Genomic DNA, 15499 nt, shown 5'->3' with positions numbered 1-15499 from the left:
GTCAGCGGGGGTCGGTGATCGCCACGCGCAGGCTCAGCGGGGCGATCACCGCTACGGCGGGGTCGTGGTCGAGCGGGAGGACGACGGCGCGGCGGCCGGTGACGGCCAGGGCCGCCGCCACCTCGTCCGGGTCGATGGACTGTCCGGGATCGAGCCGCGTCATGGACGCCGCGAGCGTGGCGGGCCGAGGGTCGTCTTCGCGGGGGCGCGGGTGGCCCGCGTGGATCCGTGTCTGGACGGCGAAGAGTGTGTCGAGGAGTCCTCTGGTCCAGGCCGAGGAGGCGGTTCCGGCTGTCCTGGCCACCTCTGTCCCGTCGTGGTGGAACGACAGCACGGTGACGCCGAAGCGGCCGCCGTGGTCGCGGACCTCGGGCAGCTCGCCGAGCTCGGCCAGCAGGGCGAAGCACCGCCGTCCTGTCTCGTCCAGCCCGGCCGGGTCGACCGTGGCGGGCCGGCCCGCGCGGTCCTCGATCAGCTCGGGGTCGCACGTCCAGTGGCTGCACAGTCCGCGTGTCACGGCCTCGTCCCAGCTCGGGCCGTAGCCCTCGCCCTGTCCGGGCATCTGTGCGGCCGCTCCGGTGGGCAGGCGGGGGAATGCCCGTTCCGCCGGCAGCCGTACGATCGCCGCGGCGGCCAGGTCGTACGCGAACGCGAACCCGCCGGGGACGCCGGCGGCCAGGACGGCGTGGAGATCGGCCGGATCGGCGTCCTCGGCGGCCAGCGGAACACCGCCGGAGTCCACCAGGCGGCGTGGGTCCACCGTGGCGGCGGCGTAGCGGGCCAGCGCCGCGCGGGCCGCTTCGATCCTGGTGTCCGCGTAGTCGAAACCCACCGCGCGCACGACGGTGGCTCGTCCGTCGCCGCCCGTACCGAAGCCGGATGCGCGCTCGGACCTGGGCCCGGAGGTGTGCTCAGACCCGGACCCAGCTGCGAGCCCAGCTGCGTGCGCGTCGCCGACCTCGGCCTCGGAGACGTGCAGCGGGCTCTGTGCGGCGGAGTCGTCGGGGAGGTAGCGGAACGGGCCGAACAGCTCGTCGGCGGCCCTGATCGCCGCGTCCGAGAACGCCGGCCCGTCCTCGGCGGGCAGCGACCGGAGGTGCTCAACCCGGCTCAGCACCGCCTCGGGGGTGGGCGCCGCCGCCGGCAGCTCGTACGGGTGCGGCGGGCAGTGGTGTCTGGAGGTGACCAGGCCGGGCCCGATCCTGGTCAGTCTGCCCGCGTGTCGTGGGTCCGCCGTGCCGGTGGCCCAGCGCAGCACCGCCCGTCCCACCTGCGCGGCGGCGGCCTCCACGTGCAGATCGGTGATCGGCTCTGGGACTCGTGGCGCTCGGCGGAGGCGGGCACGCAGCGACTCCGGCCGTACCGTGGCGAGGGGGTCCTCCTTGGCCGCCCGTACGGGGACGTACCAGATGTCCGTTCCCTCCCGCAGGACGTATCCGACGGCGAGCCCGTCCCGCGCGACCGGGGCCCGACTTCCACCCCGCGACCGTCCCTTCGCGGAGGCCGGGCCGAGCGCGGAGGTCAGCAGGAGCGCGTCCAGGCTCCACAGCTCCTCCTCGCCCAGCTCGCCCGCGCCGCCCACCCGGACGTGCGCGGCCCCGGACGCGCGCAGGAAGGCCGCGATCGCCTCCGCCAGCGGTTCCTCCGCCGGATCGTCACACGCGACGGCGACCTTGAGCTCACGGAAGCGGTCGAACGCGGCCCGCGCCCCCTCAACGTGGGCCGCCACGAACGCGACCTCCCCCGCGAAACCACCGCCCGGCACTTCGTCACCACCGCCGAGGGCGGGCCCCGCGACCGATTCCTCGTCGCGGCCGTCAGCGTCGGTCCCGGCGGGGATCTCGCGGACGACGCCGGCCTCGCGGAGCCGGGTCAGGATCGATCTGGCCAGCTCCGCGTGCGCGGCCGGCAGGCCCGCCGTGATCTCGGCCAGGCTGAACCGCCCGTCCAGGTGGGGCACGAGGGCCTCGACCCAGCGGGCGATGGACGCCCCGGTGAGGGTGACCGGCCCGGCCGGGGTGACGATGTGCAGCCCGTTCTCGATCGGGGCCATGTACGCGTGGTCGACCAGACGCAGCCTCATGCGTCCCCTCCCGTTTGATGCTCCGCGGCGACGGTGCCGAGCATGAACTCCCCGACCACGTCCTCGCGGAGGGGGTCGGCTCCGGAGATGCGCTGGAAGGCGAGTGGCGCGCTGCTCCCCAGGGCGCACCCGCCGAGCCCCATGGCGGTGGCGACGAGGTACATGGTCTGCACCAGGACGCCGAGGTTCTTCAGGATCAGCGCGTACGCCAGCCCCTCGTAGACCCACATGAGCCGCTCGAACCGGGCCGTCACCAGCAGCAGCACCTGTGGCCGCGCCCGCGCGCCGGACATGGTCCGCGCCGCGTCCAGCAGGACCCGCTCCGCGCCGGCCTTCCGTCCCAGGGGCTCCAGCCGGTGGCCGTAGCCGTCGTAGTGGTAGGTCCCCGGCTCCAGCCCGTCCACCTGGTGCGCCACCACGTACAGCTCCAGCTCGTGGTTCCCGCCGCCGCCGGGATAGGCGCGGCGCGGCCGGTCGCCGTACGGTGTCGGGTGGTCGGAGGTCGCGGCGCAGCGGTAGAGGAACTCGGCGAGTTGCCCCGCCGTGATCGGCCGCTCCGCGTCGTGGTCGCGCACGGACCGGCGTGCCCGCAGCACCTCGGTCAGCTTCGGGTCAGCGGCGAGGACTCGTTCGAGATCAGGACGGGGCAGGTCCATGGCAGGCCCGACGGCGAGCCCGGCAGCGAACCCAGCGGCGGGCGCGGCGGCGGGCCCAGCGGCGGGCGGCCGGTTGGACGGATCGGTGATGTGCTCCAGCCCCCAGTACGTGGCGCCGAACCCGCCGGCCACCCCCACCGCGCCGTCGATGCCCCGGCTGCTCCGGTGGAACGCCAGGTCGATCGCGGACCACTGCCGCACCCGGAATTCCGTGTCCTCCTCCCCTGTCACGGTGAGCCCGGACCGCAGCAGGTCACGCCGGAGCAGGGCCGCCGCCCGCGCGCCGATTCCCGGGTGCGGGACGCGGGCACCGGGATCGGCGAGGACGGCCAGCGCGCCGGGAGCGTGGACGGTGATGGCGGCCCAAGCCCGGGGCGACGTGGCCCGCAGGCCGCCGCCCGGAGCCGCCGCGATAGTGGTGAAGCGCGACAAGCGGGCACCGACCGGCGGATCCACGAGGTCCGCAGCCACCGCGGGGTCATCACCGTCCGCGCAAGCACCGCCGCCTGGGCAAGCGTCGCCGTTCAGGCGAGCATCCCCATCCGGGCAGGCGTCCCCGTCCGGGCAGATGTGGGGGTCCAGGGTGTAGACGGGCGTGTCGCCGTCATGGACGGTGGCGACGAGCCAGCCGTCCCGGCGCAACCCCGCCAGCAACCTACGCTCTCGCGGCGAGAACTCCCCGGCCCGGTGCTCACCGGAAGCAAGCGCCCGCGCCACGGCCAGGTCCTCGTCGTCGATCGGCCGCACGTCGGGATACCCCACCAGGTGAACGCCACCGCGCCCGCGACCGGCCGACACGCCGTCGCGCAACCGAAGGGTCTCGTACACCTCAGCCGTGCCGTTCAGCGCGCTCACCCCGCGTCCCCGCCCGCCGCGGCGAAGTCGCGGAGCACGTCGGCGGCCTGTCTGCCGGTACGTCGTTCCACCGCCGCGGCGATCAGGTAGCAGAGGAAGTAGCGTCGCAACGGGGTCACTCCCAGGCGGGTGAACTGCAGGTACATCAGGTTCAAGACGAGCCGGAAGAGCGCGAACCAGGTGGACGGGAACACCTCGGCCAGCCACCGCTCGTTCTCGGCGAGGGCGCGGTGGAACGGGCTCAGCTCGCGGTAGGCGTCCCGTACCAGGGCCGGGTCCGCGTCTTCTTCTCCCAGCGGGAGCAGTCCGCGTTCGCGCAGGCCGAGCCCGCGTTCCCGGCTCCGCAGCAGGGCGTCGACCAGGCTTTCCGTCGCCTCGTCCACGGCCCCTGAGCCGGGGTCGAGCAGGGCGTCCAGGCGGGCGCCGAGCACACCGGCCCGCTCCTGGAAGCGCGCCTCCCACTCCCGCCGCCGTGCCGCGCCGCTGTCCCGCTGGGCGAGGAAGGCGTCGGCGTGCGAGCGGAAGCTGAGGTAGCCGGCCTCGATGCCGTCCTCGTGGAACTCGTCGGCCACGACGACCATGGCGTCGAACGCCGCCGCGAGCACGTCACGTCCACGCGCCATCCCGTCCAGGACGGCGAAGGCGTGCTCGTTGGCGGCGCACATGAAGTCCGCGTACAGCGCGGCGGCCTCGGGCGTGCCGTGGACGGCGGTCCTGGCGTCGTACGGCTCGGTGTGCCAGGAGTTGTCGTCGTACCAGGGCGTCAGCGGGCCCGGCTCCGCCTCGGCCTCCGCCAGCCGGCGGTGCAGCGGCGCCATCGCGGCCTCGTCGTGGGCCGTGACCGGCAGCCGCGCCAGGTACGGGCCGATCCGCGCCGCGACCAGCGGCAGCACCTCCGCGCGGAAGGCCGTGCCGCCGGCCTCGACGTTCAGCCGGACGTGCGGGCCCTGCCGCCAGTGCCGGGCGAACCATGACCGATGCCCGCACTCCGCCAGCTCGGCCATGACGGGACGTACAGCCTCCAGCAGCAGGCGGTCGGTGGCGTCGCCGTGGTGGTGGATGTGCACGCTGTGCCAGCCGGTCGTCATGCGAGGGCCTCCTCCCTGGCGAGCTCGGCGAACGTCCTGGCGGCCCAGTCGCGCAGGTGGAGCTCCTCGTCGAGGCTCACGCCGAGCCGGTTGCAGGTCAGGTGGGCGCACATGTCCAGGACGGGCGCGGCTTCGGGCTCCCCGAGCCGGCCGGCCAGCTCGGAGGCGGAGGCCGCGAGGGCGCCGGCGAACCCGGACGGTTCCCCCGGCGGGTTCGCGGCCAGCGCGCGCGTCCGTTCGGTGATGGCGCGCAGGGCGGGACGCCGGCGTTCGTACCGGGACCGCCCCTCGGGCGGCCACGGCGGCATCTCCTGCTCCGGCCATCCGGTGCCGCGCGCGGCGATCCACCTGTTCAGGGCGAGCACGGCGAACGCGGCCGTGGTGCGCCGGTCATGGGAGGGCCGCGTCGTCAGCAGCCGGCGCACCGCCGCGCTGCACCGCACGAAGTGGTCCTCGACGGCGTGCAGCGCCGCACCCGTGCCGTATTTTTCGGTTTCCGGCCGGTACGGGATGAAGGCGAACGAGTTCGGGGGCCGGCGGTGCCGCTCGTACGATCGCAGCCGTTCCAGCGCCGCCATCGAGGGCGCGTAACTGTCGTAGTCCTCCTGGGTCACCCGGACGGGTGCGGGGAGGCGGTTGAGTGAGTCCGCGACGGCGCCCGACAGGATCCGCCGTACGTCGTCCGCGCGTCCCGGCCCGGCCAGGACGCGCACCCGCAGGTGCGGCCCGCCCTCCCAGTACCGCAGGAAGAACAGCCCCTGGCCGGCCGCGGCGTGGTCGAGCCGGCTGTGTACGGTGTCCAGCAGGTCGGTGATGACGAGATCGAGGTCGCCGTCGTAGAAGATGTGAGCGCTGATCCACGACCGCGCGCCGGCCACCGGCAACACCCGCTTCCCGGACTCGCCTCCGCCACCGCGGCCGGCGGACAGACCGGTCGTCATCAATGACTGGATTGCCGGGAGCGTAACCAGCGCCGGAATATCTCCGGCACACACTCCGTATACGCCCCTGGTCAGCCCCGCCTCGGCCCGGAACACGGATGGCGGGAGCAAGCCTGTTCCCGATACGCGACGGCCACCGAGGAGCCGCATCATCCGGATAACGATGAGCGGTCGCGGACGATCTAGGGCCCCAGGTTGTCACCGCCGTCCGGCATGATCACCTGCCATGAAACAAGCACTCATCGCCACCGCGGCCCTCGCCGCGCTGACCATGACCGCGACGCCCGCGCACGCGGCCCCCAAGGACCCGGTCAAGGCCCTGAACGCGAAGATCGTCCCCGGGCACGGGGTGCACTTCACCGGCAACGTCACCTGGACGGACGGCACCAACGAGCGGGGCGCCCGCGACATCAAGGGCGTCTTCCAGTTCGGCAAGAAGGGCGTCGCCGCGTTCGACATCAGCATGGAGGAGGGCGACGAACGGCAGCGCGTGATCGGCATCGGCAAGACCGGCTACTACTCGGGCGGCCTGTACGAGCGTCTGCTGCCTGAGGACAAGACCTGGTATAAGCAGAAGAACCGCGGCATGCCCGACTCGTGGTCGCAGTTCATCAACCCCGCCGAGACGAAGACCCTGGCCCGCTTACTCGAGAAGGGCACGGCCAAGGGGAACACCGTCTCAGGCTCGATCACCCTCAAGGAACTCAAGACCGTCTCGGCCTGGGTGTCCGCCGCCATGCTCAGCAAGGAAGCCGACGGCGTGAAGATCTCCTACACGCTCACCCTGTCCTCCTCAGGCCTGGTCAGCCGGGTGAGCTCCACCTATGCGCTGACGGAGGACGGGACGACCTACACCAGCACCGTGGACAGCCGGTACACCGGGTGGGGCGGCAAGGTGTCGGTCAAGGCACCGGCACCGGCCACGGTGACGACCGAGTTCCGCTGACCTCGTTCCCCCGCGCCGGCTCAGTCGTCGATCCTGATCAGGTCGGCGACCTCCTCGGGCAGGCCGGGTGAGGTCATGACGTGGCCCATTCCGGGCACGACGTGCAGGACCGCGCCCGGGATCGCGGCGGCCAGGGCCTCGCCGTGGGCGAGCGGATTGACCGGGTCCTGGTCGCCGTGCACGATCGAGGTCGGCGCGGTGATCGACGACAGCGGGGCGAGCAGGCCGGGGTCGTCCATCCACACGGCCCGGTGGTGGTTGGCCGCGGCCGCCGGGTCGGCGGCCCGCGACAGCGCCAGTTCCAGCATCGTTCTGGCCGCGCGCTCGTCGAACGGCCGTACCGGACCGTTGAAGACCCGGAACAGCGCCACGTCGGACTCCACGCCCGGCGGCAGATCGGCGGCCACATGGGCGAGGAACTCCGGCGCCGGCGGCGGCAGGTCGTCCGGGTCGGCCGGCTCCCCGGCCTGCGCCCGTGCCCACGCCGCGCTCGGATCGTGCCCCATCGGCGAGCTGGACATCAGCGTCAGGGACCGGACCCGGTCCGGCGCGTGCACCCCCAGCCACTGCGCGATGATCCCGCCCAGAGAGGCTCCGGCCACGTGAGCGGAGCTCAGCCCGTAACCGTCCAGCACGGCCAGGCAGTCGCGGGCCATGTCGCCGATCGTGTACGGGTGCGCGTCGAAGTCCACGACGCTGGACCGGCCGGTGTCCCGATGATCGAACCGGATCACCTGGACCCCACGCTCGACCAGCCGGCCGACGAGCTCGTCAGGGCAGCTGATCCCCTGCGCGGCCGATCCCATGATCATCAAGACGGCGGGACGTTCGGGGTCTCCGGCCCGTTCCGTCCAGATGCGCAGCGGCCCTGAGGTCACGAATCGTTCGTGTGTGTCCAGCATGGAGGCACGGTAGCGGTTATATGCCGCCGAACGCTGATATTTATGAGCGGCCCGGCCGAGCGCCGATCTTCGTGCCCGGCCCAGCGGCTGACGCGCGGACCAGCTGTGCCCGGCCGGCACCTGACGCGTCACGAGAGGACCAGCCACCTCCGGCCGTCGAGCAGCTCGCGGGCCGCGTCGAGGTGGCCGGCGTGGCAGGCGGTCTCGGTGATGACGTGCAGGAAGATCTCCCGCACCGTGCGCAGCCGCCACTTGCCGAACCGGTCAGGCCACCAGGCGGGCTCCGCGTCCATCGGGGTGGCGGCGATGACGGCGTCGGCGGCCTCGATCTGGCGCCGGTAGTCGTCGAGGACGGCTTCGGCGGACTCCTCGGAGCCGACCTTCCATGAGTCACCGGCCCGGTCCAGGACGTCGATCACCGCCGGTTCGCCGGCGATCACGGCGCGGAACCAGTGCCGCTCGACGTCCAGGGCGAGATGCCGGACCAGGCCCAGGCAGCTCCAGCCCGACGGCAGCACGGGCCGCCGCAGGTCCGCCTCGCTCAGGCCCTCCAGAATGCCCTGGACGTGCTGCCGCTGGTTGTTCTGAAAGGCGAGCAACGCCTCGGTCTCAGCGCTGATCATGATCCAAGCTCCTTTCGTGCGGTCTCGGCGGCGCGACCCGGCGGCGCCTGGCGTTCGATGTCAGCGGCGCGGTCCTGCGGTGCTGAGCGTTCGGTCTCGGCGGCGCGGTCCAGCAGGGCGCGGCGTTCGGGTTCGGTGTGCGCGGCGGCGGCCGCCTGGCGGAACAGGGCGGCGGCGCGGTCGCGGTCGCCCTCGCGGGCGGTCAGGTCGGCCTCGGCGGCGATGGCGAGCGGATGCCCGTCCAGCGCGCCGCCCTCCCGCGCCCTGGCCAGCAGCGCCAGCCCGGCCCGTGGCCCGTGCGCGTAGCCGTGGGCGACGGCGCGGTTCAGTTCGACCACGGGTGTGGACCGGATCCCGGCCAGCGCGTCGTAACAGCGGGCGATCTCGGCCCAGTCCGTGCCGGGCACCGACGGGGCTGTGGCGTGGCAGGCGGCGATGCGGGCCTGCAGCGCGTACGGGCTGTCCCGCTGCGCCTCGGCCAGCACGTCCAGTCCTTCGGCGATGGCGGCGGCGTCCCAGCGGGAGCGGTCCTGCCGGTCGAGGGGCAGCAGGTTGCCCTCGTCGTCCTGCCGGGCCGCCCGGCGGGAGTGCTGCAGCAGGAACAGGGCCAGCAGCGCCGACACCTCGCCCTGCCCCGGCATCAGCCGGCGCAGCAGCCGGGCCAGCCGGATCGCCTCCTCCGCGAACGCGGGCCGCCCGTCGGCGTTGTACCCCTGCGTGAACAGCAGATACAGCACCGCCAGCACCCCCGGCAGCCGCTCGGCCAGCGCCGGCCCGCTCGGCACCCGGTACGGGATCCCCGCGTCCGCGATCTTGCTCTTGGCCCTGGTCAGGCGGCGCGTCATCGTCGATTCGGTGACCAGGAACGCACGGGCGATGTCCGCGGCGGGAACTCCGCAGATCGTCCGCAACGTCAGCGCCACGCGCGACTCCAGCGCCAGCGCCGGATGACAGCAGGTGAAGACGAGCCGCAGCCGATCGTCCACGACCTCCTCCTCCCCTATGACCTCGTCGATCTGGTCGGCCTCATAGGCTTCGGCCGGCGCGAGCGCCGCCGCCTCCGCGAGCTTGCGGCGCTCGACGGAGGCGCGGCGCAGTGCGTCGATGGCCCGGTGGCGGGCCACCGTCATCAGCCAGCCGCCCGGATTGCCAGGTTCGCCCTCCTGCGGCCACCGCTGCACGGCGGCCGCCAGCGCCTCCTGGGCGCAGTCCTCGGCCAGCGTCCAGTCACCGGTGACGCGGATCAGGGTGGCGACCATCCGCGGGTAGGCGTCGGCCGCCACCGCTTCCAGGGACGTGCTCACTGACCGTCGACGGCGAGCGGCCGCAGCTCCAGCCGCCCCAGCCGGGCCATCGGATGCGTACGGGCGACCTCGATCGCCTCGTCCAGGTCGGCGCATTCGAGCAGGTCGAAGCCCACGATCACCTCTTTGGTCTCGGCGAACGGGCCGTCGGTGAGGATCAGCTCACCCTCCCGTACCCGCACCGTGGTCGCGGAGGACTCGGGCGCGAACACCGACCCGTCCAGCCGCCGGCCGCGGCCGTCGTTCTCGGCCACCCAGGCGTCGATGTCGGGCAGGTTCCGCTGGTCGGTGTCGGGCTCGGTGTCGCTGCAGACGAACATCATGTACTTCATGTCGCGCTCCTCAGGTGTTCGGCGATTCACCCTAGTGACGAACGGCGACCACCCGACCGGACACCCGCGCGCAGAACTTTCCCGATTATTTTTGCAGCGTCGGCTCAGCAGTCACACGTGACTCCCGCGGGAACCACGGTCAGGTCGTCCCCCTCGCGCCGCCGCAGGCCGGCCGGGGTACGGACCGGGAAGCCCGCACGCACCCAGTACTCGTAGCCGCCGATCATCTCCTTGACCTGGTAGCCGAGTTTGGCGAACGCCAGCGCGGCCTTGGTGGAGCCGTTGCAGCCCGGCCCCCAGCAGTAGGTGACCACCACGACGCCGGCGGGGATCTCCCGCGCGGCTCTCGTCGGGATCTGCCTGGTGGGCAGGTGCATCGCGCCGGGAACGTGCCCCTGCGCCCAGGCGTCGGGGCCGCGAGTGTCCACCACCACGAGCCCGGGCGCGCCGGCCTCCAGGTCGCTGTGGACGTCACTGACATCGGTCTCGTACGACAGCTTCGCGGCGAAGTGGGCGACGGCCTGCCCGGCGGATGCGGGCGACGGGGAAAGGACGAATGACATGGAAGGATCCTCGGCCCGGTCCCACCACCGCGGCCAGTGGCGTCAGTGACGACGGGCGCTAACATTCCGCCATGCTGCGACCCACCCGGCGGGGGCCGACCGTGTCGGTGCTCGCCTACGACGGGATGTCGGTGTTCGAGCTGGGCATCGTCACCGAGGTGTTCGGCCTGCCCAGGCCGGAGTTCGAGGTGCCGTGGTACGAGCTGACCGTCTGCGCGGAAACACCCGGCCCCGTACGCGTCATCGGCGGGGCCAGCCTGCACACGCCCCACGGCCTGGACGCCTTCGCCGCCGCCGAGACGGTCATCGTGCCCGGCGTGCCCGACATCACCGCCGGCCCGTCACCGGAGCTGGTCGCCGCGCTGCGCCGGGCCTTCGACCGGGGCGCGCGGATCATGTCCATCTGCTCGGGCGCGTTCGCCCTGGCCGGTGCGGGGCTGCTGGACGGCCGGCCGGCCACCACCCACTGGCGTTACGCCGACCGTTTCCGCCGCCGGCACCCCGAGGTCGGCCTCGACCCGGACGTCCTCTACATCGACGACGGCCCCCTGCTCACCAGCGCCGGCAGCGCCGCCGGCCTCGACCTGTGCCTGCACGTGGTCAGGAGCGACTACGGCCCGGCGATCGCCAACGCGGTCGCCCGGCGGCTGGTGGTCCAGCCGCACCGCGACGGCGGACAGGCCCAGTTCATCGAAGCTCCGCTGCCCGCCGACCCGGCCGACGATCGCATCGCCCGCAGCATCGCGTGGGCCCTGGCCCACCTCACCGAGGCGATCACGGCCGAGAAACTAGCTGGTCTGGCGCACATGTCCACCCGCACCTACCTGCGGCACTTCACCCGCGCCACCGGCACCACCCCGATCCGGTGGCTGATCCACCAGCGGATCCAGGCGAGCCTCGCGCTCCTGGAGACGACGGACACGCCGATCGAGAGGATCGCCAGAGCCGTGGGCTTCGACACGTCCGTCACCTACCGCCACCATTTCGCCGCCATCATGCGGACGTCGCCGTCCGCGTACCGCAGCGCCTTCCACACGGGCGAACCGGCCGCCCCTCACGCCCGCTGACGGCCGCCGCGGTGCGTTACCGACGTCCTTGCCGGGTGCTGGACGGCGGCCGGCCGTAGGTCTGCCGGTACAGAGCGGCGAACCGGCCGAGGTGGGTGAATCCCCACCGGAGCGCCACGTCCGTGACAGTCATCGGGCTGTCCGTCCCGGCGACGCGGACCAGATCGGCGTGGGCGTGCGCCAGCCGTACCGAACGGAGATAGGCCATCGGGGTGGTCTCCAGATGCTCGCGGAAACCGAGCTGGAGGGTGCGGACACTGACCCTGGCCGCGGCGGCGATGTCGCTCAGGCTGATCGGCTCGCCGGCGTGATCTTCGCAGTAGCGGGTCGCCCGCCGCAGAGCGGCCGGGGTCCACGAGGCGGGGAGCTCGCCGAGCTCGTGGGAGTAGTTGTGCGGCTGGGAAGAGAGCAGGGTGTGCAGCAGGAACTGCTCGAAGTGGTGCTCGGCGATTTTCGAGGCCGAGAAGGGCAGCGAACCGGCCGTCCCGACCGACGACAACATTCTGAACGTGCGCCCGAGCGCGCTGCCGTGATCCGCCCCCGGTTCGAACCGCAACCGCTCCTTGACCGGATCACCCAGGTAAGGCTCCAGCGCATCCTGCAGCAGCGCCGACGGAATCTGCATCACCATGACGTCGTGATCGACGCTCCACCGCATGTCGATCTTCTGCTGGGGGCCGATGAGGGAGATCGGCGCGCTGACGTCCTCCCCGTCGAGCGTCACAGAACCGGCCCCGCGCAACGGCATGATCGCGTAGAAGTTGAGCGACTCCGACGTCCCGGTCCTGATCTCTCCCCCGTATGACGCGGTGTAGAGCGTGGCCTTTCCTCTGTGGAGCAACTGGTGCCGAGCGCCGCGCGGATGCGGCTTGATGATCTTAAGGAAGTACGACGGATACTGCTGCTCCAGCAGATCCCGCAACTGATCGACCCCCGCACTGACGGCGGGATATCTCCCCGATAACGCCGAGGCACTTTCCGGCCTCGGCGAGATTGAATTCTTCATCGCGCTGCAATCCCCCGCACACTCTCGGATCGGGCATATCCATGCCATTCCACAACGCAATGATCATGGACTTTCCTCCTGCGGTCAGCAGGCTAGCGAGAGGCCGCGACACTGTGCAGGAAAACCCAAACAGTTCCAAGTACTTCTAAATAAGTCGCGCTTGCGCGGATCACCGATAAGCTGGCCTCTCGGCTCGCAGGCTCCTGGCGCCAGGTACAGGCGGCCATCGAGCGGCTAAAGCCCGCTTACCACCTCTCACACACCGGCGGATGGTATGCGGAACCCCGCGTAAGGAGGCTGCTGCGGTATCGGTTGCCGGACGCCCACGCGAGCAACCACTCCGTCATGGTCTCCGCGATGGTCGACTCTTGCTCAGAATCGTGTGGAACGACGATCGTCGGCCATTGTTCGGGCTTGCCGACGGTCATCCAGCCGATCGAATCGCCGTCGACGGTGCTACCCCAGGGAAAGAATCCATCAGGTTCCGGCCACATGGGAAGGGAGCACTCTTCAGGAGCGTCCTCTCGCCACTCACGATAGTAATCCATCTCCTGAGCCACTCGAGCACAATCATCCTTGTCGAGAAGACGCATGTCGCTGATGCCGAGCCAGCGAGCGAATTGGCAGTTGCCGTAGCGTTCTATGAAAGCGACATAGTCATCCGGAAGGCGTAAGCCCATATCGGAAAAAATGTCACCCCATGCGCGCGCGCCGAAAAGGGGCGACGATGGCGGGGGAATAAGGGCGGCGAGCCTGTCGAGAGGTGCGTGATCGTACGCCATGGCTCGCAGGTTAACGGTCGGGGCCGACCCTCGGCGCGGGCAACCTGGTGGGGTGGTCGATGCGTCAGTACCGTCAACCGGCTCGTACAGGAGGCACGTCAAGTTGGCGGATAGGGCGATATTTCAGGATTTCGTGGTGGCGCGGTCGGATCGGCTGTTACGTACCGCGTACCTGCTGACCCGGGACTGGGGCGTCGCGGAGGACCTGCTGCAGGAGTCGCTGGCCAAGGCGTGGTTCGCCTGGCCGGGCATCGACGAGCCCGAGGCGTACGTGCGCAAGGTGCTGGTGACCACGTACACCTCGTGGTGGCGGCGGCGATGGCGCCGAGAACTACCGAGCGACGAGCTGCCCGAGGCGGTGCGGCACGACCCGGGCGGCGATCCGGCCGCAGATGGGCGGGCGGACCTGTGGCGGGCGGTGGGCCGGCTGCCGGCCCGGCAGCGCGCGGTGATCGTGCTGCGTTTCTACGAGGACCTGCCCGTGAGCGAGGTGGCCGGGCTGCTGGGCTGCCAGGAGGGCACGGTCAAGAGCCAGACCGCGAAGGCGCTGGCCAAGCTGCGACAGGACGAGGCGATGGTGAAGGAGCTGCGCCGGTGACCGTACAAGATCTGCGTGACGTCCTGCGTGAGCGGGCCGAGAGGCCGTCGCCCGCGAACCCGCACCGCCACGACGAGGTCCGCGCGCGCATCCGCAGGACCCGGCTGCGCCGGCGGGCGATGGCGGGCGGGGTGGTGTCGGTGGTGTCGGTGGTGGCCGCCGTCGTGGTGACCGTCGCCCTGCTGCCCGGTACGGCCGAGGAGCCGGCCGCGACGACGGTGACCGCCGAGCCCGCGCCCGGCCTGCCCGAGCGCTACACCGCCCCCGACGGCACCGTGTACCGCCGGCTGGCCGCGACCAGGCTCGTCGCGTCGGGCGTGAAGACCTCGGTCACGGTCCCGGTCACCGGAAATCCGCTGGACGTCGCGGCGCGGTGCGACGGCGAGATGAGCGCGCCGCCACGGATCCTGGTGAACGGCAGGAACACGGGCCCGCGAGGTTTCGCGCCGTGCCCCAAGGACATGGACCTGCGTCCGCTGATCGTGCCGGCGGACGCCAAGGAGGTCACGGTCACGTTCGACCGGAGCACCTCCGGCTGGGGCTGCGTCACGCGGACCAAGAACGGGCCGTGCGAGCCGGTCAAGCCGCAGCGCTCCGACTGGGACCTCGCGGTCTACGAGTGGATCCCGCCCGCCCGGACGATCCTCCCCGAGCCGGTCAGGGCGATGCCCGAGCGGCTGGCCGGCAAGAAGTTGCTCGCCCAGTTCAGGGGCGTCTGGCCGGGCCGGTCCACGTTCGAGATGCAGGTGGTGGGCACCGGCGACCCCGTCGGCATCGACCAGATCTGCTCGGGCGCCCTGGCCGGACGCATGTGGTTCACGTACCAGATCGACGGCCAGGAGTCGCCCACGCGCTCCGGCTGCGGCATCTGGAAGGAGGGCCCGTTCCCGACGGCGATGGAGGAGTTCACGGTGCCCAAGGGCAAGCGGGTCACCGTCACGGGGCGGGTGGGGCTCTGGGGCGAGTCCACCAACCGGCCGGTGAACTGGGCCATCGGCGTCTACCGGAGATAGCTCCGCCCTCCGTCAGCCGCCGTCGCGCAGGCGGCGGTGTCGCCGAGCATGCGCCGCAGGTGCCCGCCCAGCCCGAGCTCCTCCGGCGCTCCGGTGATCAGCTCGCGTTCGGGGGTGACCAGCCAGACCGAGTCGGCGTGCCGCAGCAGGTGCTCGACGTCGTAGGTGGACATCAGGACGGCGAGGCCGTGCTCGTGGGTCAGGGAGAGCAGCAGTTTGACCAGCTCCAGCCGGCGGCCAGGTCGAGGAACGCGGTGGGCTCGTCCAGCAGCAGGACGGAGGGCTGCTGCTGGACGAGCGCCCGCGCGATCATGAGGCGCTGCCGTTCGCCGTCGCTGAGCTCCGTCACCGGGCGGCCGGCCAGGTGCCCGGAGCCGGTGGTGTCGAGGGCCGCTCGATCGTGCGTCTGTCGGTGTCGTCGAGCCGGCCGAACCATCCGGTGTACGGGGCGCGGCCGAGGGCGACGAGGTCGTAGCCGAGCAGTTGCCCGGCGGCGACCCGGTCGGTGAGGACGATGGCCAGCTCCGCGGCGAGCTCGCGGGGCGAGAGGTCGGTGATGGGCCGGCCGTGGAGCTCGACGCGTCCGGTGAGCGGTGGCTGGGCGCGGGCGAGGGGGTCGCCAGCCCCGAGGCGGTGGTACCGCACCAGAGCCGGACGAACCGCCTGTCACGCAGGACGGACCGCGACGTGTCCGAACCGGTGGACGCGATCACCTGTGGTCTCCTCCAAGCGCGATGGAC

At 71.9% G+C, this 15499-nt stretch carries 18 protein-coding genes; 4 read left to right on the top strand and 14 right to left on the bottom strand.

The window, feature by feature from the left end:
- Nucleotide 1: 1 nt before the first annotated feature.
- From OIE67_RS16765 to OIE67_RS16750, 4 genes are read right to left on the bottom strand one after another with little or no spacing between them, the layout of a single operon-like run.
- Nucleotides 2-2083 (bottom strand): hypothetical protein, encoded by a 2082-nt coding sequence (locus OIE67_RS16765; RefSeq protein WP_326641291.1) that lies wholly within the window; start codon nucleotides 2081-2083, stop codon nucleotides 2-4.
- A complete protein-coding gene (locus OIE67_RS16760) occupies nucleotides 2080-3594 on the bottom strand; it encodes a SagB family peptide dehydrogenase (RefSeq protein WP_326641289.1) in 1515 nt (504 codons plus the stop codon). The genes OIE67_RS16765 and OIE67_RS16760 overlap by 4 nt, the downstream gene beginning before the upstream one ends.
- Entirely contained in the window at nucleotides 3591-4682 is a 1092-nt protein-coding gene (locus OIE67_RS16755; protein ID WP_326641287.1) for a thiopeptide maturation pyridine synthase, read from the bottom strand. Before OIE67_RS16755 ends, OIE67_RS16760 begins: the two co-directional genes overlap by 4 nt.
- Nucleotides 4679-5623 carry a lantibiotic dehydratase C-terminal domain-containing protein gene (locus OIE67_RS16750; protein ID WP_326641285.1) on the bottom strand — a complete coding sequence of 315 codons (945 nt, stop codon included), beginning with the start codon at nucleotides 5621-5623 and terminating at the stop codon, nucleotides 4679-4681. Before OIE67_RS16750 ends, OIE67_RS16755 begins: the two co-directional genes overlap by 4 nt.
- Nucleotides 5624-5849: 226 nt before the next feature.
- Between OIE67_RS16750 and OIE67_RS16745 the strand changes: the two genes are divergently transcribed.
- Complete coding sequence (locus OIE67_RS16745; protein ID WP_326641284.1) at nucleotides 5850-6569, top strand: hypothetical protein; 720 nt, start codon at nucleotides 5850-5852, stop codon at nucleotides 6567-6569.
- Nucleotides 6570-6589: 20 nt separating this feature from the next.
- Here OIE67_RS16745 and OIE67_RS16740 read toward each other — a convergent pair whose 3' ends face one another.
- The 5 genes from OIE67_RS16740 to OIE67_RS16720 form a co-directional block, all read right to left on the bottom strand.
- Nucleotides 6590-7471 (bottom strand): alpha/beta fold hydrolase, encoded by an 882-nt coding sequence (locus OIE67_RS16740; protein WP_326641282.1) that lies wholly within the window; start codon nucleotides 7469-7471, stop codon nucleotides 6590-6592.
- Nucleotides 7472-7599: 128 nt separating this feature from the next.
- A complete protein-coding gene (locus tag OIE67_RS16735; RefSeq protein WP_326641280.1) occupies nucleotides 7600-8094 on the bottom strand; it encodes a DinB family protein in 495 nt (164 codons plus the stop codon).
- On the bottom strand, nucleotides 8091-9398 hold the full coding sequence (locus OIE67_RS16730) for an RNA polymerase sigma factor (protein WP_326641278.1): 1308 nt from the start codon (nucleotides 9396-9398) through the stop codon (nucleotides 8091-8093). Before OIE67_RS16730 ends, OIE67_RS16735 begins: the two co-directional genes overlap by 4 nt.
- Nucleotides 9395-9730: a YciI family protein gene (locus tag OIE67_RS16725; RefSeq protein ID WP_326641276.1), complete on the bottom strand. Its 336-nt coding sequence runs from the start codon at nucleotides 9728-9730 to the stop codon at nucleotides 9395-9397. The genes OIE67_RS16730 and OIE67_RS16725 overlap by 4 nt, the downstream gene beginning before the upstream one ends.
- 104 nt (nucleotides 9731-9834) lie before the next feature.
- Entirely contained in the window at nucleotides 9835-10293 is a 459-nt protein-coding gene (locus OIE67_RS16720) for a rhodanese-like domain-containing protein (protein WP_326641274.1), read from the bottom strand.
- Between the two features lie 71 nt (nucleotides 10294-10364).
- On the opposite strand from OIE67_RS16720, the gene OIE67_RS16715 reads away from it, so the two are divergent.
- Complete coding sequence (locus tag OIE67_RS16715) at nucleotides 10365-11360, top strand: helix-turn-helix domain-containing protein (RefSeq protein WP_326641272.1); 996 nt, start codon at nucleotides 10365-10367, stop codon at nucleotides 11358-11360.
- 16 nt (nucleotides 11361-11376) lie between these two features.
- On the opposite strand, the gene OIE67_RS16710 is transcribed toward OIE67_RS16715, so the two are convergent.
- Both OIE67_RS16710 and OIE67_RS16705 read right to left on the bottom strand, forming a co-directional pair.
- Nucleotides 11377-12282, bottom strand: a complete 906-nt coding sequence (locus tag OIE67_RS16710) for an AraC family transcriptional regulator (RefSeq protein WP_326641270.1) — start codon at nucleotides 12280-12282, stop codon at nucleotides 11377-11379.
- A gap of 329 nt (nucleotides 12283-12611) precedes the next feature.
- Entirely contained in the window at nucleotides 12612-13148 is a 537-nt protein-coding gene (locus OIE67_RS16705; protein ID WP_326641268.1) for an SMI1/KNR4 family protein, read from the bottom strand.
- Nucleotides 13149-13200: 52 nt separating this feature from the next.
- Between OIE67_RS16705 and OIE67_RS16700 the strand changes: the two genes are divergently transcribed.
- Entirely contained in the window at nucleotides 13201-13746 is a 546-nt protein-coding gene (locus tag OIE67_RS16700; RefSeq protein ID WP_326641266.1) for a SigE family RNA polymerase sigma factor, read from the top strand.
- A complete protein-coding gene (locus OIE67_RS16695; protein ID WP_326641263.1) occupies nucleotides 13743-14759 on the top strand; it encodes a hypothetical protein in 1017 nt (338 codons plus the stop codon). The genes OIE67_RS16700 and OIE67_RS16695 overlap by 4 nt, the downstream gene beginning before the upstream one ends.
- On the opposite strand, the gene OIE67_RS16690 is transcribed toward OIE67_RS16695, so the two are convergent.
- From OIE67_RS16690 to OIE67_RS16680, 3 genes are read right to left on the bottom strand one after another with little or no spacing between them, the layout of a single operon-like run.
- Nucleotides 14747-14932 carry a hypothetical protein gene (locus tag OIE67_RS16690; protein ID WP_326641261.1) on the bottom strand — a complete coding sequence of 62 codons (186 nt, stop codon included), beginning with the start codon at nucleotides 14930-14932 and terminating at the stop codon, nucleotides 14747-14749. The genes OIE67_RS16695 and OIE67_RS16690 overlap by 13 nt on opposite strands.
- A 26-nt stretch (nucleotides 14933-14958) precedes the next feature.
- Nucleotides 14959-15195: an ATP-binding cassette domain-containing protein gene (locus OIE67_RS16685; RefSeq protein WP_326641259.1), complete on the bottom strand. Its 237-nt coding sequence runs from the start codon at nucleotides 15193-15195 to the stop codon at nucleotides 14959-14961.
- Complete coding sequence (locus tag OIE67_RS16680; RefSeq protein ID WP_326645847.1) at nucleotides 15105-15404, bottom strand: ABC transporter ATP-binding protein; 300 nt, start codon at nucleotides 15402-15404, stop codon at nucleotides 15105-15107. Before OIE67_RS16680 ends, OIE67_RS16685 begins: the two co-directional genes overlap by 91 nt.
- Between the last annotated feature and the right edge of the window lie 95 nt (nucleotides 15405-15499).

It is taken from the genome of Nonomuraea fuscirosea (genome assembly GCF_035917475.1).
Lineage (GTDB): Bacteria > Actinomycetota > Actinomycetes > Streptosporangiales > Streptosporangiaceae > Nonomuraea > Nonomuraea fuscirosea.
This window is presented reverse-complemented; position numbering and strand designations above follow the sequence as displayed.